The following is a 25,664-nucleotide window of genomic DNA, read 5'->3' as shown; positions in this document are numbered from 1 at the left end:
AACCCCGGCAGATCATGGTCGTGCCCGAACTCCCCAAGACCCGCTCCGGCAAGATCATGCGCCGCCTCCTGCGCGACGTCGCCGAAAACCGCGAAGTCGGCGACGTCTCCACACTCGCCGACTCCTCGGTCATGGACCTCATCTCCAAGGGTCTCAAGTCCGGCGAAGACTGATCGCCAACGCAGTTCACGGGAGGGCGTCCGCATCGCGCGGGCGCCCTCCCATTTTTTTGCGCACCCGCTCTGAGCTGCACGAACAGCACCCCGACGATGCTTGAGCGGGCAAATGATCCGCCAGACGGATGTTAGGGTCGACTACAGGTGTGCCGGGAAGTCTGGTCGGCGACGAAATCGTGCTGTCCACGAACGGAGCCGCTGTGTCCGACGCCCGCAACCGCGCCCGCGCCTTCGACTTCGGGGCCTACCTGCGCACCGAGACCGTCGGCGGCATGGTGCTGCTCGCCGCCGCGGCCCTCGCGCTGCTGCTGGCCAACTCCCCCGCGAGCGCCTTCTACACCGCGATCCGCGACTTCGAGGTCGGACCGCACCTGCTGCACCTCGACCTCAGCATCGGCGAGTGGGCCAAGGACGGCCTGCTCGCGATCTTCTTCTTCGTCGCCGGCCTGGAGCTCAAGCGCGAGCTGGTGATCGGCGAGCTGTCCAACATCCGCAGCGCGCTGCTGCCGGTGATCGCCGCGGTCGGCGGGATGGTCGTGCCCGCCGGGTTGGCGTTCGCGGTGAGCGTCGGCGCCCCCGGTCACGAGACCGCGTGGGCGATCCCGGTGGCCACCGACATCGCCTTCGCGCTCGGCGTCCTCGCGCTGACCGGCTCCTGGATGCCGACCGCCGCCCGGGTGTTCCTGCTCAGCCTCGCCGTGGTCGACGACCTCGGCGGCATCATCGTGATCGCGGTCGTGTTCACCTCCGGCCTCAACCTGCTGGCGCTGCTGGCCGCCGTCGCGCTGTGCGCGCTGTACTGGTTCCTGCAGCACAAGCGCATCCGCTCGCCGTGGATCTACGTCCCGCTGGCCATCGCCACTTGGATCGCGGTGCACAGCTGCGGCATCCACGCCACGATCGCCGGCGTCGCGCTGGGCCTGCTCACCCGCGTCCGCACCGACCCCGACGAGGGCGCGTCCCCGGCGATGCGGCTGGAGCACCGGTTGCAGCCGTGGTCGGCGGGACTGGTGGTGCCGGTGTTCGCGTTCTTCGCGGCCGGTGTCCCCGTCGACGGCGAAGCGCTGACCTCGATGTTCGAGGACCGGGTGGCGATCGGCGTGATGGTCGGCCTGGTGGTCGGCAAGTTCGTCGGCATCTTCGTCACGTCGTTCATCGCGGTGAAGCTGCGCATCGGCGACAAACCGAGCTCGGTGTCCTGGGTGGACATGGGCGCGCTGGCGATGCTCGGCGGCGTCGGGTTCACGGTCAGCCTCCTCATCACCGAACTAGCGCTGGAGGGCGCGGCCGCCGAGCGCGCCAAGGCCGCGGTGCTCATCGCCTCCGCGATCGCCTCGCTGCTGGCCGCTGCGGTACTGCTCCGCAGGGGGCGCAAACTCAACGGCGAAGCCGCTGATGAGCCCGGTGGGAATGTCACTCACGGGTAACGCATCGCGAGTCGCTGGGCGAGGGTGTGATCTCCCGTGGCACGATGGTTCGCGTGAACAGCGCCCAGAAGAGCACCAACGGCAGCCGCGAAGGTGCGGAGTGGAGTTCGGTCAACTCCATCCCGTTGTCCGAGGAGGGCACAGCTCCCGACGGGCAGTCCATCGGCGCGTTGGTCAAAGACGCAACGACGCACCTGTCCACGCTGGTCCGCTCCGAGGTGGAGCTCGCCAAGTCCGAGATCGCCGGTGAGGTCAAGAAGGCCCTCAAGGGCAGCGTCTTCTTCATCCTGGCGCTGTGCGTGCTGGGCTTCAGCCTGTTCTTCCTGTTCTTCACCGCCGCGGAGGGCCTGCACGCGCTCGGCCTGTGGCGCTGGGCCGCGTTCGGCATCGTCTTCCTGGCGATGCTGCTGGTCGCCGGCCTCTTCGGGCTGCTCGGCTACCTGAAGGTCCGCAAGCTCAGCGCGCCGAAGCGCACGATGGCCTCCCTCAAGGAGACCAAGAACATCACCAAGCGCCGCCAGTCCGAGGAGCCTGCACAAGGCTGACGGATCGGGCGCTCACACCCACGTCGAGAACCGCGGCGGACCCCAGGTCCGCCGCGGTTTTCGCGCCTCAGGGCCGTGATCGGGAGTGCGGGAACCTCGCCGGCGGGCGGCTTTGGTCCGAATTGTCCGGACTAAGAGGACATCGATCGTGGACGGACCCGGGATCAGTTCGTGCAGTTGCCCGTGGAGACCGGGGTGCTCAGCTGCGGAGCCGCCTCCACCTCGTCGGCGACCTCGTCGGCCGTGAGGGCGAAGCCCGTCTCCGGGTCGTCGACGGCGGCGCCGAAGACGACACCGACCACGTCCCCCTCGGGGTTGATCAGCGGTCCGCCGGAGTTGCCGCTCTGCACCCGCCCGCGGACCGTGTAGACATCGCGGACCACGGTCGCGTTGTCGTAGATGTCCGGACCGCGCAACCGGATGCGCTCCCGGATGCGACCGGCCGACGCCGTGTAGGGCCCGTCGAGCGGGTAGCCGAGGGCGATCGTGTCGTCACCGGGGTGAGCCGACTGCGACGCGAACGTCATCGCCTCGGCGTCGAGGTCCGGGACCTCCAGGATCGCCAGGTCGACGTCCGGCTTGTACATCACGACCTCGGCGTCGAAGTCGCCGCGACCGATCTCGATGACCACCCGGTCGGTGCCCGCCACGACGTGCGCGTTGGTCATCACCCGGTTCGGCGCCACGACGAAGCCGGTGCCCTCCAGCGCGCGGGCGCACGAAGTCGCCCTGCCGCGGATCTTGACCACGCTGAGCTGCGCGTTGCGCACGACGTCGCTGCCGGCCAACGCCGGGTCGGGCGGTGCGATCTCGGCGACCGGGGTCTCCGAGAAGGGCTCCAGGGCCTCTGGGAATCCGGACATGCCGAGCATCTTGCGCAGGTCGTTGGGCAGCGCCCTGGCCTGCGGGGGCATCACCGAGTTGACCGCGCCGAGCACCTGCGAACGGCTCAGCGCCGCCGCCAGACCGGGCAGCGCGGTCGCCGAGGTGAACGGCAGCGCCACCAACCAGGCCACCACCAGCACCGCGATGAACTGCAGCACCGAGCCCAGCGCGTTGTCGACCCCTGCGATCCGGGGCGAGGTGATCCGGTCCCGCAGCTCGCGGCCGGCCCACATCCCGAAGGTCTCACCGAAGGCGACCAGCAGGACCACGATGCCGACGCCGAAGGCCAGCCGGGCGACCGGGCTGTCCAGGGTGTCCAGCAGCAGCGGCGCCACCTTCAGCCCCACCACGGCTCCGACGAACACGCCCACGAAGGACAGCAACGCGGTGACCAGACCGCTCCGAGCCCCGGAGACCGCGGCGAGCAGTGCCAGCAGCACCACCAGCAGGTCGACCCAGTTCACCCACTCACCCCTCGCGATGGACGATCAGCCGCACCACCGTCTCATGGTTCGACAACAGAACGGCCAAGCCGGGCTTCCAAGGAGGTCTTCGCCACCCCTCAGGAACGCCCCAGCCCGATGTCGTCGGCCTCCTCCGCCGCCCGCCAGGCTTCGTCCAGCTCGCGCACGTCCGCCCGGTTCCAGCTGCGCGACCAACCGGCCAGTTCCAGCAGACCGGCCAGCAGCCCGCCGGTGAAGCCCCAGACGAGCATGCCGGGAACCAGGAACGCCGGACCGGCCATTCCGCTGGTCAGCCGCACCCTCACCCGGTTCTCCGGGTCGGTGAGCCAGGAGATCGGCACCCGGGCCACAGCCGCTGTCTCACCCGGGTCGACCGCCGCGACCGGCGACGGCTCGACCCAGTGCGCGAGCACCGGGGTCACCCGGAAACCGCTGTGCGGAACGTGCAGTTCCGGCAAGGTCGCGACGGGCCGGACGCCCTCGACCCGCACCCCCACCTCCTCGACGGCCTCACGCAGCGCGGCGTCCACCGGGCCGGAATCGACATCGTCGAGCGCGCCTCCCGGGAAGGCAACCTGACCGGGGTGCGAGTTGAGCCCGTCGGCGCGGCGCAGCAGCAGCACCTCGGGCCCCTGCTCGCCTTCGCCGAGCAGGATCAGCACCGCGGCGGCGCGGGCGGAGGACGGCGGCGCGCCCTTCGGCCAGCCGAAGTGCCCGGGGTCGAGGTCGGCGGTGCGCTTGACCAGCGTCCGCATCCATTCGGGCAGGTCAGCAGGATCGACCAGCGGTCCGTTGTCGCTCACTGACCCCCCAGGGTTCGTTCGACGGCGGCCCGAACCTCGTGCGGGGATTCGAACGCGACCGGTGGATCGATGCGCCGGACCTCGCCGGAGGCGGTCACCACGTAGCTGACCGGCAGCACGTTGGGAGCTCGCAGCGCGGCCCGCGCGCGGTTGTCGCCGTCATGCACGTTCGGGAAGTGAACGCCGAGCGCGCGCAGTAGGTCAAGACCTTCCGAGGCGCCGCTGTCGACCTGCACTCCCAGCACCCGGACGGCTCCGGGCTCGGTGCTGTAGGCCTGCAGCGCGGGCAGCTCGGTGCGGCACGGAACGCACCAGGTGGCCCAGAGGTTGATCAGAGTCGGTCCACCCGAGGCGGCCCCGGCCAGGTCGACGGGCTGCCCGTCGGCCAGGCACTGCAGCGTCGTGCCCGCCAGCTCGGCGGGTCCGCCGGCTCCGGCCGGGCACGGCTGCAGCGCGGCGGCCGCGCGCTGCTGCGGATCGATCCGCTCCGCCGGTGGTGGCGCCGCGGTGGGCCCTCGCTGCTGCTCGTGGTCGCGCGGCCAGAGCGCGACCGCTGCGAGGACCGCGAGCACGACGACCACGACGGTCCACTGGATCTCGGACCGGTAGGCACGGAGGTTCACGCCACCGGCTCCTTGGCCGCCTGGCTCTCGATGGTCTTGTCCGGGACCTCGTCGACGATGCCCGCCAGTTCCAGCAGTCGCGGCGTCTCCGGACCCCTGACCAGCTTCGCGGCCTCCACGTGATCGGTCGGCCCGGCGCCGTAGGAGGGGCAGTCCTTGGCCAGCAGGCACGCGCCGCAGGCCGGTTTGCGGGAGTGGCAGACCCGGCGGCCGTGGAAGATCACCCGGTGCGACAGCATCGTCCACTCCTTGCGGGGGATCAGCTCGCCGATCGCGTGCTCGACCTTGACCGCGTCCTCCAGCTCGGTCCAGCCCCACCGGCGCACGAGGCGTCCGAAGTGGGTGTCCACCGTGATGCCCGGGACGTCGAAGGCGTTGCCGAGGATCACGTTGGCCGTCTTGCGGCCGATGCCGGGCAGCTTGACCAGCTGGTCGAGCTTCCCGGGAACCTCACCGCCGTGCTTGTCCACCAGCGCGGCGCCCAACCCCATCAGCGACGCCGCCTTGTTCCGGTAGAAGCCGGTGGACCGGATCATCTCCTCCAGCTCGGTCCGCTCGGCCCCGGCGTAGGCCTCGGCCGTCGGGTACCGGCGGAACAGCGCGGGCGTGACCTCGTTGACCCGCTTGTCGGTGCACTGGGCGGACAGGATGGTCGCGACCGCCAGCTCCAGGGGCGTGTTGAAATCGAGCTCGCAATGCGCGTCCGGATAGGCTTCGTCGAGGGCGCGCAGCATGCGCCTCGCTCGCCGGACGAGCCCCAACCGGGTCTCCTCCTTCTTCCTGGACCGGGATACGACCTGGTCAGAAGACGGTCCAGCGGACTTGGCGCGGGTGTTTCGGGAAGGCTCCGGCACCCCACCAGACTACGGAGGAGCACGGACACGGAAAGTGGCGGTACTGTCACCGGCCCTGCGAATCGACCCCCGGTTGAACCGGCGTCGAAGGTATGAGCGAGGATTCACACCATGATGGCTGCCTGGTTCGTCATCGTCGTACCGCTCGTGATCATGTTCTTCACGCTCTTCATGGAGCGCGTGGAAGCCCGCCTGCGGCATGTGGCGGTGCAAGAGAACGAGGTGGAGGAGTTGCTGGAGAACGCCCGGCCTGATGAGGTGCGGGCGCTGTTCCGGCAAGGTATTGGACGTGCGCTGGAGCTTTTCCAGCTACGCAGGGTGGGACGCGCCGGTAGGCTGCGTACTCGCCGTTCGCGCGACCAGTCTTAGAATCACTGGTAGTGATCGGCGGCACATCGCCAGACACGCTGACGCGGGTCCGGCACCACAGACAGCCGCCGCGTCTCAACATGGAGGGACGAGGTGGACGAGACCCTGGCCCGAGCCGGCATCTTCCAAGGCGTGGAGCCGGCCGCGGCGGAGGCACTGGCACAGTCGCTGGAACCGATCGAGTTCCCGCGCGGACACGTGATTTTCGCCGAGGGCGAGCCGGGTGACCGGCTCTACATCATTCAGTCCGGCAAGGTGAAGCTCGGACGCAAATCCCCGGACGGCAGGGAGAACCTGCTGGCGATCATGGGGCCGTCGGACATGTTCGGCGAGCTGTCCATCTTCGACCCCGGGCCGCGGACTTCGACCGCGACCACGGTCACCGAGGTGCGCGCGTTGAGCATGGACCGCGGCGCTCTGCGGCAGTGGATCGCCACTCGCCCGGAGATCGCCGAGCAGCTGCTGCGCGTGGTGGCTCGCCGCCTGCGCCGCACGAACGGCATGCTCGCCGACCTGATCTTCACCGACGTCCCGGGACGCGTCGCCAAGGCGCTGCTGCAGCTCGCTCAGCGCTTCGGCAGCCAGGAAGCGGGTCTGCTGCGGGTCACCCACGACCTGACGCAGGAAGAGATCGCGCAGTACGTCGGCGCCTCGCGGGAGACCGTGAACAAGGCGCTCGCGGACTTCGCGCACCGCGGCTGGCTGCGTCTCGAGGGCAAGAGCGTGCTGATCCTGGATCCGGAGCGCTTGGCCCGCCGCGCTCGCTGAGCGGCGACGTCACACATATCGCGGAGCTGACGCGCGTCGGCCGAAGAGTCCGGGGCTCATTCCCGGGTTCTTCAGCCGACGCGCGTCCTTTGCGTGCGCGCGGCCGGTCCGTGAATTTCACGTTGGGCCTCGAACGCAACGCACGTCACCCCCGCCACGTCCCACGGCCGGACGCAGCGGCGAAAGGGGTCTGTGGATGAATTCCGCGATGGTGATCGTGGCGGTGCTCGCGGTGATCGTTTTCCTGGTGGCGGTTCGGACGGGGATGAGCCAGTCCAAGCGGACCGACGGTCGTCGCCGCAAGCGGGCCGGCAGCTCGTTCGTCGGCACCAGCGGGGCCGGCAGCAACCACGACGGCGGCTGGAGCGGCTTCGACGGCGGCGGCTTCGGGGGCGACGGCGGCGGAGGCTCCGGAGGGGGCGACGGCGGAGGCGGCGGAGGCTGCTGACCGCTCCTGCGCACCGCGCGACGAGCTGGTGCATGTGAAGGGGCTGGGCGCCACCCCCGACGTGGCGCTCCAGCCCCTTCACATTCGCGTGGTTCGTCCCCCGACGACTAACCACGCTTCCCCGGTCCTCCGATGCTTCGGCCCCGAATCCTCGGCACCGGAGGCGTCTGTGTGGAGTTGCCTCCCCTTCGAAGATGCTGGAAGTCCGTGCCGTCCAGCAACCCCCTTTCACCAACCAAGACGTCCGTCCCGAGGGGACGGTTGCACACATCACCCGTTCTGAGTAACGAACGTCACTCACCCAGCTCCTAGCGCGTGAAAAACACCTTGGTACCGGCGTACCACAATCGGCATACTGGTACGCGTGTCCACATCCACGTCGCTGGCCGACTACCGCGCCGCCCTGACCACCCCCGGAGCCCGCACCCCCGTCGTCACCTCGCTGCTGGGCCGACTGCCGATCGCGATGATCGGCATGGCCCTGCTGCTGTACATGCAGCGGGAGAGCTCGTCGTTCGCGGTCGCCGGAGCGGTCTCGGCCGCCGAGCTGATCGGCGTGGCGATGGGCTCGGTCGTGCAGGGCAGGATCGTCGACCGCATCGGCCCGTCGAAGCCGCTGTACATCACCTCAGCGCTGTTCACGGCCTCCGTGGTGGCGACGCTGGCCGCGATCGAGCTGGACGCCTCGACACCGCTGGTGGTGGCGGGCGCGTTCGCGATGGGCCTGCTCCAGCCCAACATCGGTTCGGCCTCGCGCGCCCTGTGGGGGCACCTGCTGCCGGCCGGCCGCGTCCGCGAGGCGGCGTTCTCCTACGAGGCGATCAGCCTCGAGGTCTTCTTCATCCTCGGACCGGGCCTGGCGGGCCTGCTCGTGGCGATGCCGTGGGCGGGCACCGGCGTCGTGGTCGGCTCGGCCTGCATGGTGGTGGGCAGCGTCGGCTTCGCCTCGACGCGCGCGGCCCGCACGCAGCGCCCGGACCCGGGCGAGCACGCGGGCGCCATGCTGGGAGCGATCGCGGCCCCGGGCATGCGCACGGTCGCGCTGGCCGCGCTGGGCTTCGGCGTGGTGATCGGCTTCATCGAGGTCGCGGTCCCGGCCGCCGCCGTCGACGCGGGCCGGCCCACGATGGGAGGGCTGCTGATGAGCCTGGCCTCGGTCAGTTCCGTCGCGGTCGGCGTGGTCTACGGCGTGCACCCCTGGCCACGTCCGATGCACCTGCGGCTGCCCGCGCTGCTGCTGGGCTTCGCGGGCCTGGTCGCGCTGCTCGCGCTCCCGACGACGCTGCTGGGCCTGGCGCTGATGCTGCTGGTCGCGGGCTGCCTGATCACACCGCAGTCGACGGCCCACTCGGTCGCGGTCGAGTTCGCGGCCCCGCCCGGCACGGCAGCGGAGGCGTTCGGCTGGGTGGTCACGTCGGTGACGCTGGGCTCGGCCATCGGCCAGTCCGTCAGCGGTCAGCTCGTCGAACTCGCCGGACCCCCGACGGCGTTCCTGGTCGCCGGAGCAGCAGGGGCCTCCCTCGCCGCCGTCCTCTACCTCCGCCGCAACACCCTCCTGCCCACCCGGACCAACCTCACCCTCGCCGGCAGCTGATCGGGCGAGGCCTTCAGAGGTCGTCGTGGTCGCGGAGGTAGGTGAGTTGGGCTTGGACCGTGAGGTCCGCTGCGGGCCAGACGGCGGGGTCGACGTCGGCGTAGACGAGTTCGACCACCTGGCGCGGGGTGGCTCCGGGACCGAGGTCGCCGAGGGCCTGGCGAACTTGGGCGAGGCGTTGCCTGCGGTGATCGAGGTAGTGCTCGGCCGCCGCGCGGGCATCGTCGAGTTCCGGGCCGTGGCCCGGCAGCGCGCGGACGCCTGGCGGCAGGGACGCGATCTTGCGCAGCGAGTCCAGGTAGGAGCCCAGGTGGCCGTCGGGGTGGGCGACGACCGTGGTGCCTCGGCCGAGGATGCTGTCGCCGGTGAACACCGCCGGTTCGTCGTGCTCGGCGACGAAGCAGACCGAGTCGGCCGTGTGGCCCGCCGTGGTCAGCACCCGCAGTCGCAGGCCTGCCGCGTCGATCGGCTCGCCGTCGGCGATCGGCTCCGCGTCGTGGCACAGCTTCGGGTCGAGCGCGCGCACGGTAGCCCCGGTGCGCTGCACGAAATCCGCCACACCGGCGGTGTGGTCCTCGTGGTGGTGGGTGAGCAGCACCAGCGACACCGGCCCGTGGCCGGCGACCCGGCTCAGGTGCACGGCGTCGTCCGGACCCGGGTCGATGACCACGCACTCGCGCGAATCCGGGTCGCGCAGCACCCACGTGTTCGTGCCGTCGAGCGTCATCGGGTTCGGGTTGTCGGCCAGCAGCACCGACGCGTAGGAGGTGACCGGGCGGAGCTCGCCGTAGGCGGGGTGCTGCATCACGCCTCCTCGAATCCGGGCTCGCCGGGCAGCACCGCGTGCCAGCGACCGTTCCGCTCGATCAGCTTCGGCATGATCTTGTTCAGCGTCCGCTCCGCGTTCAGCGCGGACGCGAGGTCGTCTGCCTCGGCGAGCTCGGTCAGCGTGACCTCGGTCGGCGGGAGCAGGTGGCAGCGGCCCTCGCGGAAGTCGGTCAGCGCCTGCTGCGGAGTCGCCCAGTAGGCCTCGGCGGCCTCGGTGGTGATGGCGTCCGCGCGCTGTCCGGCCGGCATCGCGGCCAGGAAGAACCTGGTGTCGTAGCGGCGCGGCTCCTGCTCGGGCGTCAGCCAGTTGGCCCACGGGCGCAGCAGATCGGCGCGCAGCGCCAGGCCTTCCTCGGCGAGGAAGCCTGCGAGCGAGACGTCCCTGGTCACCAGGGCCTGGCGGGCTGCGGAATAGCCGCCGGTGTCCTCGACGACCGTCGACGAATCGGGTCCGGCCAGCAGCACGCCCGACTCCTCGAACGTCTCCCGGACCGCCGCGCACACCAGCGCGCGGGCCACCTCCGGCGTGCAGCCGAAGCGCTGCGCCCACCACTCGGGTCCCGGTCCGCTCCAGCCGACCGAGGCGTCCGCGTCGCGCTGGTCGACACCGCCTCCGGGGAACACCGTCATCCCGCCCGCGAAGGCCATGCCCTTCACCCTGCGCTGCAGGAACACCTCGGGCCCCGAGGGGCCGTCGCGCAGCAGCATCACGGTTGCCGCGTCCTTGGGGCGCACGGGCTTGTCCGGCCGGTCCTCTGGCACGAATCCCGTTGGCAGCGAACGATCCATGCCCGCCACCCTATGTCGGCGACCGGCGGTCGAACACCGTCTGAGGGATCAGCGCTGCTGCTGCGAGGTGTACACCTGCTGGTTCGCCGAGATCGGCGGGAACCCGCCGGTGCCGCCGGGCATCGTGGAGGTCCGGCCGTCCTCGGCCTTGGGCTGGCGCTTGGCCGGCCCGTCCTGCTCGCGGTGCGCGAGCTCCTCGTGCAGCTTGCGCAGCAGGTTGCGCTCCCGATCGGTCAACTTGGCGTCGACCGCGGCGGGGACGCGCATCATCACACCCGTCTGCTCGGCCGCTGTCTCGGGGTGTGCGTCCTCGGGTGGCTCACCGGGAAACTCGTGCTGCGGCTCGGCCACAGCGTGCGACACCCCCTCCGGCCGGGGTTCTTCCACCGGGGCCGGCTGCGCGGGCGGTGGTGGAGCCGGAGGCTCTTCGGCTTGTCTGCGCTCGACGACCTGCTCGGGGCGCGGAACAGCCGGAGGAGCCGCCCTCTCCACGGGCGCTACCTCTAACCGCACCCGCCGGGCCGTCGACAGCGCGTCGCGGTGGTACTCGGGCAGGTCGGCGCCGGTGGCGAAGACGTCGACCGCGTAGCGCAGACCGGCTCGGCGCAGGGCCGAGACGAGCTGGAAGGCGACAGCGGGACCGGAACCGTCGGGACCGACCTCGGCCAGCAGCACGCCCTGCGGCACCGCGCCGTAGCTGGTGCCCGCGGGCGTGGTCCGGCTGGTGATCCACATGCCGCGCAGACCCGCGAGACGTCCGCCGATCTGCTTGAGCGCCAGCTCGAGATCGGTGTCGTCGGTGTGCGGGGCGCTGAACTTGTGGTTCTCCGGCAGCAGCGACTCGACCACCTTGAGCCGGTCGGCGAGCTGGCGGTTGGACCGCGTCTCGTCGAGCACCCGGCGCAGGTGGTACTGCTCCGCAGCGGTCACCTCGATCTGCCCGGCCAGCAGGCACCCGGCCAGGTACTCCGCCCCGGCATCGGGCAAGCCCATGCCGAGCAGCTCGCGAGCGCCGTCGATGCCGTCGTCATCGACGCGCCCGGTCATGGCCAGCAAGAGGCTGTGCAGCCGGTCGACCGGTCCGGCGGCCTCTGCAACGTCCACCACGAATGCCTCCTTCAGATGCCGCCCGCTCAGCCGCGGCGACCGGCGAATTCTTCAGCTCCCACGCACACCAGCGCCGACTCCTCAATCGCCATCCGGTGGTACGGGGTGGGTTCCAGGTCCTTGGGCACGACCTCGACGCAGGGCGCGGAGTCGCCCAGCGCCCGCAGCACCCGCTGGATCTCCCCTGCGAGCTCGACGCAGTCGTCCGACGCGGACACCAGCACGACGAGCTTCGGGGAACCCGAGTCGCGGCGCCGCCAGGTGTTGCGCACCTCGCGCACACCGGCGCGACCGCGCAGCGTCGCGCCGAGCACCAGCACCGCCGAGTCGCCGACGTTCTCGGCCGGACGTTCGGTGGTGAACGAGTAGTGCGGCGTGGTGTCCACGACCGCAGGGAGGATCGCGTTGACCATCGCCGGGTCGGCACCCAGCGGCAGCAGCGCGTCCGACAGCAGCCGGTGCTCGTCGTCGTCGAGCGCGATGCGCTCGCGGACCAGCGTTCCCGGCAGAAGCCTCGCCACGACCTCGGCGGCACCCCCGGCCAGCCAGTCGCGGTATCGCCACAGGTGCCGGTCGGGCAACCTGCCGGCCAACCGAAGCAACAGTTCGTGGCACAGCAGATCGGTTTCACGCACTGCCACGGCGCCCCTCCATGCCTAGTACTCCGGTTCCGGACGCAGCCGCCGCTCCCCCGAACGCAGCTGCACCCTTCCAGGTGAACTTTGGTGCTACTGACCGGGTCGAACAATCCCCTGAACGACCCAAACGCAACGCGTTGGAATCAACATCCCCCATCTGGGCTACACCGAATCTGGCGAACGAAGATCGGGGATGGTCGCAGCGTACTTGCCGTAGTCGGCCTCCGGATGCCCACCACCGAAAAAATCACGACTCCGCTCCGGGCGAACACGTCGCGCTCACGGAACGAGAACGCGGCGTCACCCCGAGTAGGGCGACGCCGCGCATCAGGTCCGAAATGCCGATTTCACTCGACCTCGACGACCAGCTCGACCTCAACCGGCACGCCGAGCGGCAGCTCCGCGACACCCACGGCCGAGCGAGCGTGCTGCCCCGCCTCGCCGAAGACCTCGCCCAGCAGCTCCGAAGCACCGTTGACCACACCCGGCTGCCCCGTGAAGCCCTCGGCCGAGGCCACGAAACCGACGACCTTGACCACGCGGACGATCGAGTCCAGGCCGACCAGAGAATCGACCGCGGCCAGCGCGTTCAGCGCGCAGATCCGGGCGTGCTGCTGCGCCTCCTCGGCGCTGACCTCAGCACCGACCTTGCCCAGGCCCGCCGGCGAACCGGCCACCATCGGGATCTGGCCGGCGGTGAACACCAGCGAACCCGTCCGCACCGCAGGCACGTAAGCCGCCACGGGCTTGACGACCTCGGGCAGCGGAATGCCCAGCTCCGCCAGGCGATCCGTCCACCGACCCATGTCAGGCCTCCTTCGGCCGCTTCATGTAAGCCACCATCTGCTCACCGGTGGGACCCGGCAGCACGGCGACGAGCTCCCAGCCGTCCTCGCCCCACTGGTCGAGGATTTGCTTGGTCGCGTGACTCAACAACGGAACGGTGGCGTACTCCCACTTCTGCATGGGGTTGAGCCTAATTCCTTTGGTGGTGGTCGTCTTGGGTGGCAGTCGTGTCCGCCTGGGTCGTAGTGACAAGGATCTGCGGTCAGCCTGCTCGGCGGTGCGGGTGGCGGAACCTGAGCGGCGCTGTGGACTCCGCGCGCCCCGACTGATGTACGTCCACTAGTTCCTGAACGGCGTAGCCGTGGCCCACCTGCGCACCTCGCACCGCCGGGGGTCTGAGGAGCTTCGTGGCGAGGACGCCGCGACGCCGTGTATTGGCATACATCAGGAGTGGCGCCCGGAGTCCACGGAGCTCCTCAGGTCCCTACCCGCACCGCTACGCAGAACGACCACCGTCACTCTCCAATTCTGGAAACGGGGACTTACGCTGATCGCGTGACCTCATGGGACGGGGAGCTGAACCAGGCGCGGTTGCACGTGGTCAGCGGCAAGGGCGGGACCGGGAAGACGACGGTCGCCGCCGCGCTCGCGCTGGCCCTGGCCACCGGCGGCAAGAAGGTGCTGCTCATCGAGGTCGAGGGGCGGCAGGGCATCGCGCAGCTCTTCGACAGCGCGCCGCTGCCCTACTCCGAGGAGTGGATCGCCGCGGCTCCCGGGGGCGGTGAGCTGCGGGCGCTGGCCATCGACGCCGAGCCGGCGCTGCTGGAGTACCTGTCGATGTTCTACAACCTCGGGTTCGCCGGCCGGACGCTGCGCAAGATGGGCGCCATCGAGTTCGCCACCACGCTCGCGCCCGGGCTCCGGGACGTGCTGTTCACCGGCAAGATCAAGGAGTGCGTCGGACGCACCGACGAGCGCGGTCGCTACGTCTACGACGCCGTCGTGGTGGACGCCCCGCCGACCGGGCGGGTGGTGAAGTTCCTCGACGTCACCCGCGCCATGGCCGACCTCGCCAAGGTCGGGCCCATCCGCGACCACAGCGACGGCGTGGTGCGCCTGGTGCACTCCGCCGACACCGTGGTCCACGTCGTCACGCTGCTCGAAGAGCTCCCGGTGCGCGAAACCCTCGAAGCCGTCGAAGAGCTCGACGCCGCCGACCTGCGGCCCGGAGCGGTCGTGCTCAACCGGGTCCGCCCGGGCAGGCTGCCCGCGCGATCGGTGTCGGCCGCCGCCGACGGCCGCGTCGACGCCGACCGGGTGCGCGCCGGCCTCGAATCCGCCGGCCTGAAGGTCGACGACGACACCCTCGACGGGCTGGTCCACGAGACGATCGAGCACGCCATCCGGCACCGGGCCGAGGACGCCGCGCGCGACCAGCTCGCCGCCACCGACCTGCCCACCGTCTCGCTGCCGGACCTCACCGCAGGGATCGACGTCGCCGAGCTGTACGAGCTCGCCGAGATATTCACCGAACACGGCATCCGGAGCCACCGATGAGCGAACCGCTGCGGCCGTCCCAGGTCGACGTCGACGCGCTGCTGGACGACCCAGACACCCACGTCGTCGTCTGCTGCGGCTCCGGCGGCGTCGGCAAGACGACCACTGCGGCGGCGCTGGCCGTGCGGGCCGCCGAGCGCGGGCGCAAGACGGTCGTGCTCACCATCGACCCCGCCCGGCGACTCGCCCAGGCACTGGGCCTGCGGGAACTCGGCAACACGCCCAAGCAGGTGTCGCTGGAGGGCTTCGAGCCCGCGGGCGACCTGAACGCGATGATGCTGGACATGCGCCGCACCTTCGACGACATGGTGCAGATGCACGCCGGCCCCGAACGGGCCGAGCAGATCCTGAACAACCCCTTCTACCAGACCATTTCGACCTCGTTCTCCGGAACGCAGGAGTACATGGCGATGGAGAAGCTCGGGCAGCTCGCCGCCTCCGGCGAATGGGACCTCATCGTCGTCGACACCCCGCCCAGTCGCTCCGCGCTGGACTTCCTGGATGCGCCGCAGCGGCTGTCGACCGTGCTGGACGGGCGGCTCATCAAGATGCTGTCCAGTCCCGCGCGCGCGGGCGGGCGCGGGCTGCGCAAGATCGTCGGGGCCTCGTTCAGCGTGTTCGCCAAGGCCGTGTCGACGATCATCGGCGGGCAGCTGCTCAACGACGCCGCGAACTTCGTGCAGGCCTTCGACTCGACCTTCGGCGGGTTCCGGCAGCGCGCCGAGCAGACCTACCGGCTGCTGCGCTCGCCGGGAACGGCGTTCCTGGTGGTCGCCGCGCCGGAGCCGGACGCGCTGCGGGAGGCGTCCTACTTCGTGGAGCGGTTGGCCGGGGAATCGATGCCGCTGGTCGGGCTGGTCGCCAACCGGACGCACCCGGTGGTCGCCGAGCTGGCGGGCAACCGCGCCGCGGCGGTGGCCGACGAGATCGAGGCCGCCGGTTCGGCTCCGCTGGCGGCGGCGGTGCTGCGGGTCCACGCGGACCGGGTGGCGATCGCCGACCGGGAGAAGCGGATGCTCGCACGGTTCACCCGAGCGCACCCGGAGGTGTCACTCGTCGGTGTACCGGCCTTGCCGTCCGATGTGCACGATCTGGCCGGTTTGCGGGAGATCGGCCGGCGGCTCGCCGGGGAATAATCCAAAAATCAGGCCGGGCATTAACGTTTTCAACGTTCACGCCCGGCCTGATCATTTCTCGGGGATCAGCTCACCTGAAACTCGGCGATATCGGAGTAATCCTGACGCGCTGCCTCGAGCAATTCGCGCCAGTTACGAACATCCGGACGACGGCGCAGCAGCGCCCGGCGTTCGCGTTCGGTCATTCCACCCCACACACCGAATTCGATCTTGTTGTCTAGCGCCTCGCTGAGGCACTCCGTCCGCACTGGGCAGCCAAAACAAACCATTCGTGCTTTGCGCTGCTCAGCCCCGCGGACGAACAATTGATCCGGGTTCTGGTCTCGACATGCGGCGGTTACCCGCCAGTCCCCCTGCTCGAACATAGAGTTCCCCCAGCTCCTCACTGGATCGTCGGCGACTGTATTTCGTCCGGAGCCCCCCGGCACCGGATGCCGTGGTTCGGAAGTCGGGAGCCGAACCACAACAGTGCTGTCGCTGGACGTAGACGGACTGTAGAGCCCAGCGGTTCCACAACCAACCGACGGTTGTCGTCCCGTTATCTTTCACACTCACTACATCGGATGGACTTCGGGCGTAACGCTCCGTCACGGCGCGTGCGCGATTTACGGTGGGTGCGTGCGTGCCCGAGACGGCTTGTTGAAGCTTTTCGGTCTGTGTGTGCTGGCTGGCGTGTTGGTCGCGGGGTTGCTCTTCCCGGCTGCGGGGTCACTCGGAGTGGTCTCCAACCGTGCTGGAGACGCCGTCAACAGCATTTCCACGGACATGATGACCAAGGAACCGCCACTTGTGACGACGATCACAGACAAGGATCGGAGGCCGATCGCCTACCTGTTCAACCAAGATCGGACGCCGGCCGCTCCTGACCAGATCGCCGACACCATGAAGGCGGCGATCGTGGCCATCGAGGACCGGCGGTTCTTCGACCACCACGGGGTGGACTGGGCCGGTACCGCGCGCGCCGCGGTCACCAACCAGATGTCCGGCGAGATCGCGCAGGGCGGTTCCACCCTCACCCAGCAGTACGTGAAGAACTACCTGGTGCACGTGGTGGCCGCCGACGACCCGGTCAAGCAGGCCAAGGCGATCGAGCAGACCCCCGGCCGCAAGCTGCGGGAGATCCGCATCGCGCTGCAGGTGGAGAAGCAGATCAGCAAGGAGCAGATCCTCGCCCGCTACCTCAACGTCGTGCCCTACGGCAACCAGGCGCACGGGATCGCCGCCGCGGCGCGCACCTACTTCGGCACCACGCCGGACAAGCTGACGATCGCCCAGTCGGCGCTGCTGGCGGGCATGGTCAACAGCCCCAGCGCGCTGAACCCGGAGAGCAACCCCGAGGAGGCGCTCAACCGGCGCAACCTGGTGATCAAGGCGATGGAGGACCAGCGCCGGATCACCCCGGAAGCCGCCGACGAGGCCCGCAACGCGCCGCTCGGCCTGGTCACGCCGCTGCAGAACATCCCCAACGGCTGCGTCGGAGCCGGCCCGTCCGACGGGTTCTTCTGCCGCTACGTCATCGACTACCTGGAGCGCGCCGGGTTCACCGAGGAGCAGCTCAAGACCGGCGGTTACACGATCCACACGTCGATGGACAAGCGCGCCACCGACGCCGCCAAGGCCGCGGCCGAGCGCGGCGTGCCGAAGACGACCAAGGGCATCGCGAACGTGATGAGCGTCGTCGAACCCGGCAAGGAGAAGCACAAGGTGCGCGCGCTGGTCGCCAACCGCGACTTCGGCATCGACGCGTCGAAGGGCCAGACCTCCTACGCGCTGCCCAGCGGCGTGGCGAAGTTCGGCGCCGGGTCGATCTACAAGGTGTTCACCGCGGCGGCGGCGCTGGAGAAGGGGATGGGGATCTACAACACCATCCAGTCGCCCGGGTCCTACACCTCGCAGGTCTACAAGAACGGTTCCCGGCCCTACACGGTCGGCAACGCCGAAGGCGTCGCGCCAGGCCCTCGCACGCTGCAGATGGCGCTGGCGACCTCGCCGAACACCGCGTTCGTCGCGCTGCAGGAGCGGGTCGGGCTGGAGCCCACGGTGGACATGGCGGTCCGGCTGGGCATGCGGCAGACGCTGCTGCACAACACCTCGGCGGGAAACCCGGTCACGCCCAACGGCTCCGGGGGTCTGTCGCAGGCCGAGGACGTCAAGCAGAAGAACATCGGCGCGTTCACGCTCGGGTTCGCCCCGACGAGTCCGCTGGAGCTCAGCAACGTCGGCGCGACGATCATGAGCGGCGGCACCTGGTGCCCGCCGACGCCCATCGAGCAGATCCAGGATCGCAACGGCAACCCGGTGTCGATCACCGAGGACCCGTGCGAGCAGGCCGTCGACGAGAAGATGGCCAACGCGTTGGCCGTCGGCATGAGCAAGGACGACACCGGCGGCGGCACGGCCGCAGCGGCCGCCAGCGGCGCGGGCTGGACCCGTCCGGTGGCGTCCAAGACCGGTACCACCGAGGCCCACCAGTCGGCCGGGTTCCTCGGCGCGACACCGCAGTACGCGGGTTCGGTGCTGACCTTCAGCGACGGCACCTCGCCGCAGGGCATCTGCGACAGCGATCCGCCGCGGCTCTGCGGCGCCAACGGCGGCAACATCTACGGCGGCAAGGTTCCGGCTCGGACCTGGTTCGACGCGATGAAGGTGGTCCACGAAGGGCTGCCGGTGGCCCCGCTGCCGCCGACCACCGATCGCTACGAGAACGGCGGCGACGAGTTCCACGTGCCCAACGTGGTCGGCCTGACCGATGAGCGCGCCAAGGAAAACCTGGAGAAGGCCGGTTACAAGGTCTCGGAGCGCTCGGTGAACAGCCAGCGCAAGAAGGGCACGGTGACCAGCCAGACGCCGCGCGGCTTCGCGCTGCCCGGCGAGACGGTGACGTTGTCGGTGAGCACCGGTTACGTGCCGCCGCCGTCGACGGAGCGGCCGGCGCCGCCGGAGGCCCCGCCGCCGGTGGCGGGTCAGCCACCGGCGCCACCGGTGCTCCCGCCGGGGCAGCGGCCGGGTGGCCCACCGGGTTCACCGCCGGGCCGGTGACCGGGTGAATCGGGTTTTCGTAAACTCGCCTGCGTGACGAGAGAGCAGGCGAGCACCCGACGTGCCCGGTCCCGCTACCGCCTGGTGGAGGTGCGGTCGACCGAGCGGATCACGCCGCGCGTGGTGCGGCTGGTCCTCGGCGGGGACGAGCTGGCCGACTTCGTCAGCAACGGCAGCGACCAGCGGATCAAGCTCTGCCTGCCGCAGCCGGGCAAGCCGATGCCGCTGGGCCGCACCCGCGAGGAGGTCTTCGCCCTCCCCCGCGACGAGCAGCCCCGGCAGCGCACCTACACGGTCCGCAGCTTCGACGCCGAGCGCTTGGAGCTGGCGATCGACTTCGTGATCCACGACCACGACGGCCCGGGCAGCAAGTGGGCGTCCGAGGCCGAACCGGGCGACCAGATCGTCACGGTCGGCCCCAGCCCGGCCTACCAGCCGAATCCCGATGCGGATCCGCTGGTGCTGATCGGCGACGAGACGGCGCTGCCGGCCATCGCCGCGATCCTCGAAGAACTCCCCGCCGGAGCCCGCGCGCGGGTCTTCGCCGAGGTCGCCGACGAATCCGAGGAGCAGCGGATCGACTCGGCGGCCGAGGTCACCTGGCGCTGGCTCCACCGCGACGGCACCCCGGCGGGCGAGGGCACCCTGCTCCTCGACGCCGTCCGCGACACCGACCTGGGCGCGGACCCCTACGTGTGGATCGGCGCGGAGGCCGAGGCGGTCCACCAGCTGCGCGAGCACTGCCAGCGCGAGCTCGGCCTGGACCGCCGCCACCTCTACGCCCTCGCCTACTGGCGCCAGAACACCTCCGACGACTGAGCCGGTGGCTCAGCCCTGGAGCTGGGCCTTGACGATCCCGGCGACCTTGCCGCCCTCGGCGCGTCCCGCGGCCTTGGCGTTGGCGGCCTTCATGACCTGGCCCATCTGCTTCATGCCCGGGCGCTCGCCCAACTCGGCCTCGACCTCGGCGATGGCCTCGGTGACCAGCGAGGACAGCTCGTCGTCGGAGAGCTGCTGGGGCAGGTAGCGGCGCAGGACCTCGGCCTCGGAGGCTTCGGAGTCGGCCTGCTCGGCACGACCGGCCGAGCGGAACGCCTCCGACGCCTCGTCGCGCTTCTTGGCCTCCTTCGACAGCACCTTGAGCACCTCGTCGTCGGAGAGCTCCCGCTGCTGCTTGCCGGACACCTCCTCCTTGCCCACGGCGGCCAGCGCCATGCGCAGGACTCCGGTGACGGCGGTGTCGCGTTGCTTCATCGCGGCGGACAGGTCCGCGCGCAGCTTTTCCTTGAGCTCTGCCATGCGCCGATTATCGCGCCAGGCACGCGGGCGGCGGGCCGCCGACCCCTGTCGAGACGTAGGCTTGTGAGGGTGAACAAGTTCGGGCGGATTCTGCTCAGCGCGGGCGCGGTCGGCGCCGCGACGCTCACCTACTCGGCGGCCATCGAACGGCGGCACTGGACGTTGCGCCAGGCCACGGTTCCGGTCCTGACCGAGGGCACACCCCCGCTGCGGGTGCTGCACATCTCTGACCTGCACATGACGCCGAACCAGCGGTCGAAGCAGCGCTGGGTCGCCGAGCTCGCCGACCTCGACCCCGACTTCGTGGTCAACACCGGCGACAACCTCGCGCATCCGCAGGCCGTTCCGGCGGCGCTGCGCGCGATGGGGCCGCTGCTGTCCAAGCCCGGGGTGTTCATCTTCGGCAGCAACGACTACTACGGCCCGAAGCCGAAGAACCCGGCCCGCTACCTGCTCCCGTCGGCGAAGACCAAGCGCATCCACGGCGAGCCGCTGCCGTGGCGGGACCTGCGCGCGGCGATGACCGAGCACGGCTGGCTCGACGCCACCCACCGCCGCCACGACATCGACGTCAACGGCACGAAGATCCACGTCGCCGGCCTGGACGACCCGCACCTGCATTTGGACCGCTACGAGGAGATCGCGGGCCGGCCCCCGGCCGACGCGGGCCTCAAGCTCGGCATCACCCACTCGCCCGAGCCCCGGGTGCTCGACAGCTTCGCCGAGGACGGCTACGACCTGGTGATGGCCGGGCACACCCACGGCGGCCAGCTCCGCGTGCCGGGCTACGGCGCCCTGACGACCAACTGCGACATCGACCGCACCCGCGCCCGCGGCGCCTCCACGTGGGGCGAGCGGATGCACCTGCACGTCTCGGCCGGCCTGGGCACGTCGCCGTACGCCCCGGTCCGCTTCGCGTGCCCGCCGGAGGCGACGCTGCTGACCTTGTTGCCTCGCACCGAAAACCCGGCCGCGACCAGGGAGAACGCCGAAAGCAGGACCCCGTACGGAGCGGGCGAGAGCATCCGCTAAGCTATATCCAGCGCTGAGGCGAGCACCCGAGATGCCTCAGAGCTGGAGATCGGGGTGTGGCGCAGCTTGGGAGCGCGCTTCGTTCGGGTCGAAGAGGTCGTGGGTTCAAATCCCGCCACCCCGACAGGGCAAAGGGCCTGGTCAGGACTCCACAAGGAGTTCCAGCCAGGCCCTTTTTCTATGCCCCAAACCCCGTTTGGGAGTCATTCTGGGAGTCAAGCTCGTGTTCGTCGTCCTCGGAAGCCGGCTACCGGTCCTTCAGCAGCCGGTCCAAGGCAGCGACCGGCGAGCCCTGGGACATCGCGTGGCGGGCGTCCAGCGCTTGCTCCCAAGAGGCTGTCAGAGCGTCCACTAGGCCCTTCCTCATTTCCGCCGTCACGTGCGTGTAGCGCCGCTGGACCGATGTGTCCGTGTGGCCCATCCGCTCGTCAGCGAGCACGGCTGGCACCCCGAGTTGTTCCATGAGCGTGCGGTGGGAATGGCGCAGACCGTGCGGAGACAACCCAGGAGCAACAGCCACCCAGCTCGCATCGGCCCGCGCCCGCGCACCGCGACCACGCGCCGGCACCCCCGGCCAAGGCTCGGCCATGACCGGTACCGGGCGGGCCGGTTGCGGGCTCTTCTTCGGATACCAACCGGTAGCAGCAGGCTGGAACAACCACGTCGCGAAGCCGTTGCGCCGCCAATGATCAGCTGCCCCCACCGGGCCACCTGTCCCTCGAACGTATCCGAGTGCGGCGATCGCCTTCTCGACACGCGTGCGCGTCTTCTCTGCGACCCCATCAGGCCGATTGAGCACGTTCGACACCGTCCCGGTCGACACCTCCGCGCGCCGGGCTACATCCGTCAAACGGGCACCAGACCGGCTTCCGACTGTCGTCGTCCTCAAGCCCCGGAACACATAGGTCCGCCCGTGACACTCACACGGCGCGGGTGCGGTCCTAGCGATGTGCTCCGTCAGCATTCGCGACAGCCAGTCGGGAAGGTCGATCGTTCGATATGAGTCGTCCTTCGGCGGGCACCGGAACAGCTCCCCGGTATCCAACTCGTAGAGCTGCCATTCGACCCTGACCTCGCCTCGCCGTACGAACTTCGTTTCCAGGCCGACGAGTTCGCCCCACCGGAGACCGGTGAAGCCCGCGAGCACGATGGCGACGAACTCGTCATCCCTCCCCGACAACAGGGATGCCCGTTCCGCGATCATGAGGATTCCGAGCGGGTCTGTGATGACCTTCTCCGGGCCCCTCCCATGCGAACGCCCCGCACGCTTTCCCCTCCCCCGGCGCTTGGCCGCTGGATTCCCGCCGATCAAGCCTTCCTCGACCGCGTCGGCCAGTACCAGGTGGAGAGTCCCCCGCCACGTTGCGATGCTGGAGTCCGCGTAACCACGTTCCCGTTCCTTGCGCGCCCACGAGTCCACGTCGGCAGCTGTCAGGTCGGCAAGAGGAGAGTTCTCGAACTCAGGAAGCAGGTGCTCCTCAAGATGCCTGCGGTAGTTCTGCATCGTCGATGCGGCGAGATCCTGTGCCGCGTACCAACTTGATGCGTAGGTACCGAACAGCATCCGCCCACGCTGAGGGTCATGCCAAGTGCCGGCGCGAGCCTTTGTCTCTTCGGCCCTCGCAGCCCTCTCCGCCTCGCGCTTGGTGCGGAACTTGGCTACACGGCCGTTCGAGTCACACACGCTGCGCAAGCGCCGACCCTCGATATAGAACCTGCCACGGAAGTAGTTCCCGCGCTTCTCCGCGAAACCCACTGCGATTCTTCCTTTCCTAGGACCGTGCTTGCTCAGGCCGCATGTCTTGCGGCATCGCTTGATGAGGCGGGGCGGGGCTTGCGCGGTGGACGAGCCCGAAGCTGGGAGGAGGGAGCCTGATCTCGCGCGGTAGGCCTACTGCTGGTCCGACGCGCGGTTCGACCAGACGTCGTCGCCACCACATCCGGCCGGCGTTCAAGGATTCGAAGCAGCTCCTCAAACTGTTGATGGGTGAATCGGATCGCTCCCCCGGCCCGTGTGTGGGGGAAGCGATCGCGTCGACACTGTTCGCGAACCCACCAACCGGACCGCCCGAGCTGCTTCGCAATTTCTTCCGGCGTGAACAGAACAGGCAGAGCGGCGGAGCCATCATTTGCGGTCATGCGATCCCCCTGTGGTCCGTGTGTGGGGCAGTCGTCTCGATACGGGTCGTCAGCGGCGGTCATGGCTGCGCGGGGCGTATCCATGTCCTGGGTTCCTCCCCTGGTCGGGCACATGCGTGCCCCGCCCGCGCTATGCGGGCTGCTGGATGTGGTGGGTCTACGGAAGAAACGGAAGACCGGAAGAAGTCCGTGGATTCGGTGTGTGACCTGCGGTTTTGGCGGGTCGACTTCTTCCGGGGTGGCTACGGAAGAACTACGGAAGAAGTCGGGTGCGGGGACTTTTTCCGTACTTCTTCCGTACGGGGCGCGGAAGAACTCGCGGGTTTGTCTGTGCTGGTCAGGGGGGTTCGGCTGGGGGTTGTTCCGTTTTTCCGTTTGTTCCGTAGGACTGGCGGGCCTGGGGGCGGAGGGTGAAGCGGGTTCCGGGTCGGCCTCGGCCGCTGGCGGTGCGGATTTCTTGGGTGACGATGCCGTCGCGGATGAGCAGTGCGAGGGTGTCGAAGGTCTGATCGGCGGTCTTCTTGTTGCGTTTGGCGAAGAGGTTGTAGACGTCGGACTTGCTGCGGCCGGTCTCTCCGGCTTCGGCGAGCCAGGCCATGAGGCGTTCGACTTCTTCCTGGTCGTCGAGTTGGCCGTAGAGCCAGTGGATGGATTCCTCGGTGTAGGCCCACAACGCCCGCGCGGCTTGCAGGTGCTCGGCGTCCACGGCCTGGCTGCCGTCGATGAGGGCGTAGACCAGTGCCAGGCGCGGGATCATGGGCCGCCCACGGGCCAGTAGTGCGGTGACCGGGCCGTCGGGGCGTGGGCGGGCGAGTTCGCGGTAGATCGGTTCCCACGCCTCGATCGCGGCCGGGGTGAACGGCACCTCGCCGAGCCCGGAAAGCTTCCGCAGACGGTCGGCGAGTTGGCCGGCGATGTCGGTGACCATGCCGTCGGGGAGGTTGCCGCCTTCTGGGAGCAGCTGGGTGCGGCGGCTGGCCACGATGAGCATCCGGTTGAGCCCACCGCCGAACACCTCGGCGCTGGTCATCCGCTCGCGCAGTTCGCGCGGGGTGACGTGGCCGATGACGGTGATGCTGGGGTCGGTGGCGGTGACGGGGTTGGAGCGGGTGACGCTCTGGAGGCTCTTGCCGTCCCAGGCTTCCCGCAGGGTCATCGACAGTGTGTTGCCCGAGCGCTCGAACTGGGCCAGCACCTTCGCGTACTCCTCCTCCACGACCAGTAGCCGGCGGTCGGCGCGCGGGGTGATGTCTCCGGTGTCGTCGTCCTTCTCGTCGGCGACCTGCTCGATCAGCCCTTCACCCGAGGACAGGCCCCGGACTGTCTTGAGCGGCCACTCGGAGGTTTTGGCGACCTCGCGGAACAACCGCTCGATGACCGCCTGCGCGGTGCCCTTCGCTCCGTCCGAGGTGCGGCCGGTGATCAGCGGCCACACCCGTCCGGGATGGACGCTGTTGGCGCGGTAGAGGTAGGAGCCGGTGCCTACCCACGCGCCGAAGCTGGACAGCAGGATCGCCAGCAGCGCCGCCGGGTGGGCCTCGGTCGTCGGGGCGACCTCGCGGACGATGCGGCCCGCGGTTCCCTGCAACGCCGCAGGCGCGAGGTTGGGAAACCCGACCACCTGCAGCGGTGTTTCGTCCTCACCGGCCGGGGTCGGGAACGGCACCACCCGGCCACCCTCATCCGCTCCGGCCTCCTGGTGGAGGTGTTCTGCGTGTGTCATGCGGCCCTCCGGTGCTCAATCACGTCCGAGCTGACGTCGCGCTGCCAGCGGGCCAGGTCGGCGGCCAAGCGCTGCCACAGGTCCACCAGCTCATCGCTGGGCTCGACCAGACCGGGCAGTTGTTCGACCGGGGCGGTTGCGGCAGCGTGGACCACGCGCTGGGCGTGCTCGCCGACCGCACGGCGATAGGCGGCTTCGAGGACGGCGGTGCGCAGGAACCAGCCGGCCTCGGGCCACGGCGCACGCTGGTAGGTCTCAAACACCCACATCGCCACGCTCTGCGCCCTGTCCGCCGTGGCCAGCAGGCCACGACGGCGAGCCTCGGCAACCAACACCTGTGGATCCGGCGCGATCCCCGCTGCGGTGACCCGCACGGCCAGCTCGAACACAACCTCCCGCACGCCATGACCGGCATCCGTGGGGCGCATCCCGGCCAGCAACTCACGAGCACGCTCGGCGGAGCAGCACATCAGGCATCCCAGAAACGCCCGCACCGGGTCGAACTCGGTGTCGCCGTATGGGTTCTCCAGCTTCGGCACGATCGCTCCTCCTTCGCTCGGGTTCGTCATGTCGGGCACCTCGTCAGTTGCGGTGGTGGTTGGCGCGGTGGATACGGCGCGCGGCGTTGATGACGC

At 69.7% G+C, this 25,664-nt stretch carries 26 protein-coding genes and 1 tRNA gene; 12 read left to right on the top strand and 15 right to left on the bottom strand.

Going from position 1 to position 25,664, the window contains the following annotated elements; translation table 11 throughout:
* Positions 1-349: 349 nt before the first annotated feature.
* Positions 350-1,603, top strand: coding sequence for a Na+/H+ antiporter NhaA (nhaA, locus tag KBO27_RS31865; protein ID WP_307870733.1), 1,254 nt, complete (start codon positions 350-352; stop codon positions 1,601-1,603).
* A 44-nt stretch (positions 1,604-1,647) separates the two neighbouring features.
* Complete coding sequence (locus tag KBO27_RS31860) at positions 1,648-2,148, top strand: phage holin family protein (protein ID WP_210973561.1); 501 nt, start codon at positions 1,648-1,650, stop codon at positions 2,146-2,148.
* A gap of 164 nt (positions 2,149-2,312) precedes the next feature.
* Here KBO27_RS31860 and KBO27_RS31855 read toward each other — a convergent pair whose 3' ends face one another.
* The 4 genes from KBO27_RS31855 to nth all read right to left on the bottom strand — a co-directional run bounded on the left by KBO27_RS31855 (position 2,313) and on the right by nth (position 5,657).
* Positions 2,313-3,497: a MarP family serine protease gene (locus KBO27_RS31855; protein WP_210973560.1), complete on the bottom strand. Its 1,185-nt coding sequence runs from the start codon at positions 3,495-3,497 to the stop codon at positions 2,313-2,315.
* Positions 3,498-3,595: 98 nt separating this feature from the next.
* Positions 3,596-4,252, bottom strand: coding sequence for an NUDIX hydrolase (locus KBO27_RS31850; RefSeq protein WP_210973570.1), 657 nt, complete (start codon positions 4,250-4,252; stop codon positions 3,596-3,598).
* A gap of 44 nt (positions 4,253-4,296) precedes the next feature.
* Positions 4,297-4,923 carry a TlpA family protein disulfide reductase gene (locus tag KBO27_RS31845; protein WP_210973559.1) on the bottom strand — a complete coding sequence of 209 codons (627 nt, stop codon included), beginning with the start codon at positions 4,921-4,923 and terminating at the stop codon, positions 4,297-4,299.
* Positions 4,920-5,657, bottom strand: coding sequence for an endonuclease III (nth, locus tag KBO27_RS31840; protein ID WP_210973569.1), 738 nt, complete (start codon positions 5,655-5,657; stop codon positions 4,920-4,922). The genes KBO27_RS31845 and nth overlap by 4 nt, the downstream gene beginning before the upstream one ends.
* A gap of 234 nt (positions 5,658-5,891) precedes the next feature.
* Here nth and KBO27_RS31835 point away from each other — a divergent pair, with 234 nt between their 5' ends.
* From KBO27_RS31835 to KBO27_RS31820, 4 genes are all read left to right on the top strand, one after another.
* Entirely contained in the window at positions 5,892-6,146 is a 255-nt protein-coding gene (locus tag KBO27_RS31835) for a hypothetical protein (RefSeq protein ID WP_029535541.1), read from the top strand.
* A 93-nt stretch (positions 6,147-6,239) separates the two neighbouring features.
* Positions 6,240-6,914, top strand: a complete 675-nt coding sequence (locus KBO27_RS31830) for a Crp/Fnr family transcriptional regulator (RefSeq protein WP_093422841.1) — start codon at positions 6,240-6,242, stop codon at positions 6,912-6,914.
* A gap of 196 nt (positions 6,915-7,110) precedes the next feature.
* Complete coding sequence (locus KBO27_RS31825) at positions 7,111-7,362, top strand: hypothetical protein (protein ID WP_210973558.1); 252 nt, start codon at positions 7,111-7,113, stop codon at positions 7,360-7,362.
* A 364-nt stretch (positions 7,363-7,726) separates the two neighbouring features.
* The gene (locus KBO27_RS31820) at positions 7,727-8,956 is read left to right on the top strand and encodes an MFS transporter (protein ID WP_210973557.1); all 1,230 of its coding nucleotides are present in this window, start codon (positions 7,727-7,729) and stop codon (positions 8,954-8,956) included.
* Between the two features lie 13 nt (positions 8,957-8,969).
* Here KBO27_RS31820 and KBO27_RS31815 read toward each other — a convergent pair whose 3' ends face one another.
* The 6 genes from KBO27_RS31815 to sp36 all read right to left on the bottom strand — a co-directional run bounded on the left by KBO27_RS31815 (position 8,970) and on the right by sp36 (position 13,284).
* Positions 8,970-9,761 carry an MBL fold metallo-hydrolase gene (locus tag KBO27_RS31815; RefSeq protein ID WP_210973556.1) on the bottom strand — a complete coding sequence of 264 codons (792 nt, stop codon included), beginning with the start codon at positions 9,759-9,761 and terminating at the stop codon, positions 8,970-8,972.
* Entirely contained in the window at positions 9,761-10,573 is an 813-nt protein-coding gene (locus tag KBO27_RS31810) for an NUDIX hydrolase (RefSeq protein WP_210973555.1), read from the bottom strand. The genes KBO27_RS31815 and KBO27_RS31810 overlap by 1 nt, the downstream gene beginning before the upstream one ends.
* A gap of 48 nt (positions 10,574-10,621) precedes the next feature.
* Positions 10,622-11,680: a hypothetical protein gene (locus tag KBO27_RS31805; RefSeq protein WP_307870731.1), complete on the bottom strand. Its 1,059-nt coding sequence runs from the start codon at positions 11,678-11,680 to the stop codon at positions 10,622-10,624.
* A 26-nt stretch (positions 11,681-11,706) separates the two neighbouring features.
* Positions 11,707-12,321: a hypothetical protein gene (locus tag KBO27_RS31800; RefSeq protein WP_210973554.1), complete on the bottom strand. Its 615-nt coding sequence runs from the start codon at positions 12,319-12,321 to the stop codon at positions 11,707-11,709.
* A gap of 344 nt (positions 12,322-12,665) precedes the next feature.
* Positions 12,666-13,124: a RidA family protein gene (locus KBO27_RS31795; RefSeq protein ID WP_132678161.1), complete on the bottom strand. Its 459-nt coding sequence runs from the start codon at positions 13,122-13,124 to the stop codon at positions 12,666-12,668.
* A gap of 1 nt (position 13,125) precedes the next feature.
* Positions 13,126-13,284 carry a Sp36 family protein gene (gene sp36, locus KBO27_RS31790; protein WP_179717060.1) on the bottom strand — a complete coding sequence of 53 codons (159 nt, stop codon included), beginning with the start codon at positions 13,282-13,284 and terminating at the stop codon, positions 13,126-13,128.
* Between the two features lie 375 nt (positions 13,285-13,659).
* Here sp36 and bagA point away from each other — a divergent pair, with 375 nt between their 5' ends.
* A complete protein-coding gene (gene bagA / locus KBO27_RS31785) occupies positions 13,660-14,661 on the top strand; it encodes an ATPase BagA (protein WP_210973553.1) in 1,002 nt (333 codons plus the stop codon).
* Positions 14,658-15,797, top strand: a complete 1,140-nt coding sequence (gene bagB / locus KBO27_RS31780; RefSeq protein WP_210973552.1) for an ATPase BagB — start codon at positions 14,658-14,660, stop codon at positions 15,795-15,797. Before bagA ends, bagB begins: the two co-directional genes overlap by 4 nt.
* A 65-nt stretch (positions 15,798-15,862) precedes the next feature.
* Here bagB and KBO27_RS31775 read toward each other — a convergent pair whose 3' ends face one another.
* The gene (locus KBO27_RS31775; RefSeq protein WP_145740121.1) at positions 15,863-16,162 is read right to left on the bottom strand and encodes a WhiB family transcriptional regulator; all 300 of its coding nucleotides are present in this window, start codon (positions 16,160-16,162) and stop codon (positions 15,863-15,865) included.
* A gap of 253 nt (positions 16,163-16,415) precedes the next feature.
* On the opposite strand from KBO27_RS31775, the gene KBO27_RS31770 reads away from it, so the two are divergent.
* Entirely contained in the window at positions 16,416-18,836 is a 2,421-nt protein-coding gene (locus tag KBO27_RS31770) for a penicillin-binding protein (protein ID WP_210973551.1), read from the top strand.
* 33 nt (positions 18,837-18,869) lie between these two features.
* Positions 18,870-19,655, top strand: a complete 786-nt coding sequence (locus KBO27_RS31765) for a siderophore-interacting protein (protein ID WP_210973550.1) — start codon at positions 18,870-18,872, stop codon at positions 19,653-19,655.
* A gap of 9 nt (positions 19,656-19,664) precedes the next feature.
* Here KBO27_RS31765 and KBO27_RS31760 read toward each other — a convergent pair whose 3' ends face one another.
* Positions 19,665-20,135, bottom strand: a complete 471-nt coding sequence (locus tag KBO27_RS31760) for a GatB/YqeY domain-containing protein (RefSeq protein WP_210973549.1) — start codon at positions 20,133-20,135, stop codon at positions 19,665-19,667.
* 69 nt (positions 20,136-20,204) lie between these two features.
* Between KBO27_RS31760 and KBO27_RS31755 the strand changes: the two genes are divergently transcribed.
* Together KBO27_RS31755 and KBO27_RS31750 are read left to right on the top strand one after the other, a co-directional pair.
* Positions 20,205-21,167: a metallophosphoesterase gene (locus KBO27_RS31755; protein WP_210973548.1), complete on the top strand. Its 963-nt coding sequence runs from the start codon at positions 20,205-20,207 to the stop codon at positions 21,165-21,167.
* Positions 21,168-21,217: 50 nt separating this feature from the next.
* A tRNA-Pro gene (locus KBO27_RS31750) sits at positions 21,218-21,291 on the top strand.
* Between the two features lie 123 nt (positions 21,292-21,414).
* On the opposite strand, the gene KBO27_RS31745 is transcribed toward KBO27_RS31750, so the two are convergent.
* From KBO27_RS31745 to KBO27_RS31735, 3 genes are all read right to left on the bottom strand, one after another.
* On the bottom strand, positions 21,415-22,923 hold the full coding sequence (locus KBO27_RS31745) for a tyrosine-type recombinase/integrase (RefSeq protein ID WP_210973547.1): 1,509 nt from the start codon (positions 22,921-22,923) through the stop codon (positions 21,415-21,417).
* A 720-nt stretch (positions 22,924-23,643) separates the two neighbouring features.
* Positions 23,644-25,029 carry a YfjI family protein gene (locus tag KBO27_RS31740; protein WP_210973546.1) on the bottom strand — a complete coding sequence of 462 codons (1,386 nt, stop codon included), beginning with the start codon at positions 25,027-25,029 and terminating at the stop codon, positions 23,644-23,646.
* Positions 25,026-25,598: a hypothetical protein gene (locus tag KBO27_RS31735; RefSeq protein WP_210973545.1), complete on the bottom strand. Its 573-nt coding sequence runs from the start codon at positions 25,596-25,598 to the stop codon at positions 25,026-25,028. Before KBO27_RS31735 ends, KBO27_RS31740 begins: the two co-directional genes overlap by 4 nt.
* Positions 25,599-25,664: the final 66 nt, after the last annotated feature.

The sequence above is a fragment of the Saccharopolyspora endophytica genome (assembly GCF_018070075.1).
GTDB classification, from domain to species: Bacteria; Actinomycetota; Actinomycetes; order Mycobacteriales; family Pseudonocardiaceae; genus Saccharopolyspora; species Saccharopolyspora endophytica.
This window is presented reverse-complemented; position numbering and strand designations above follow the sequence as displayed.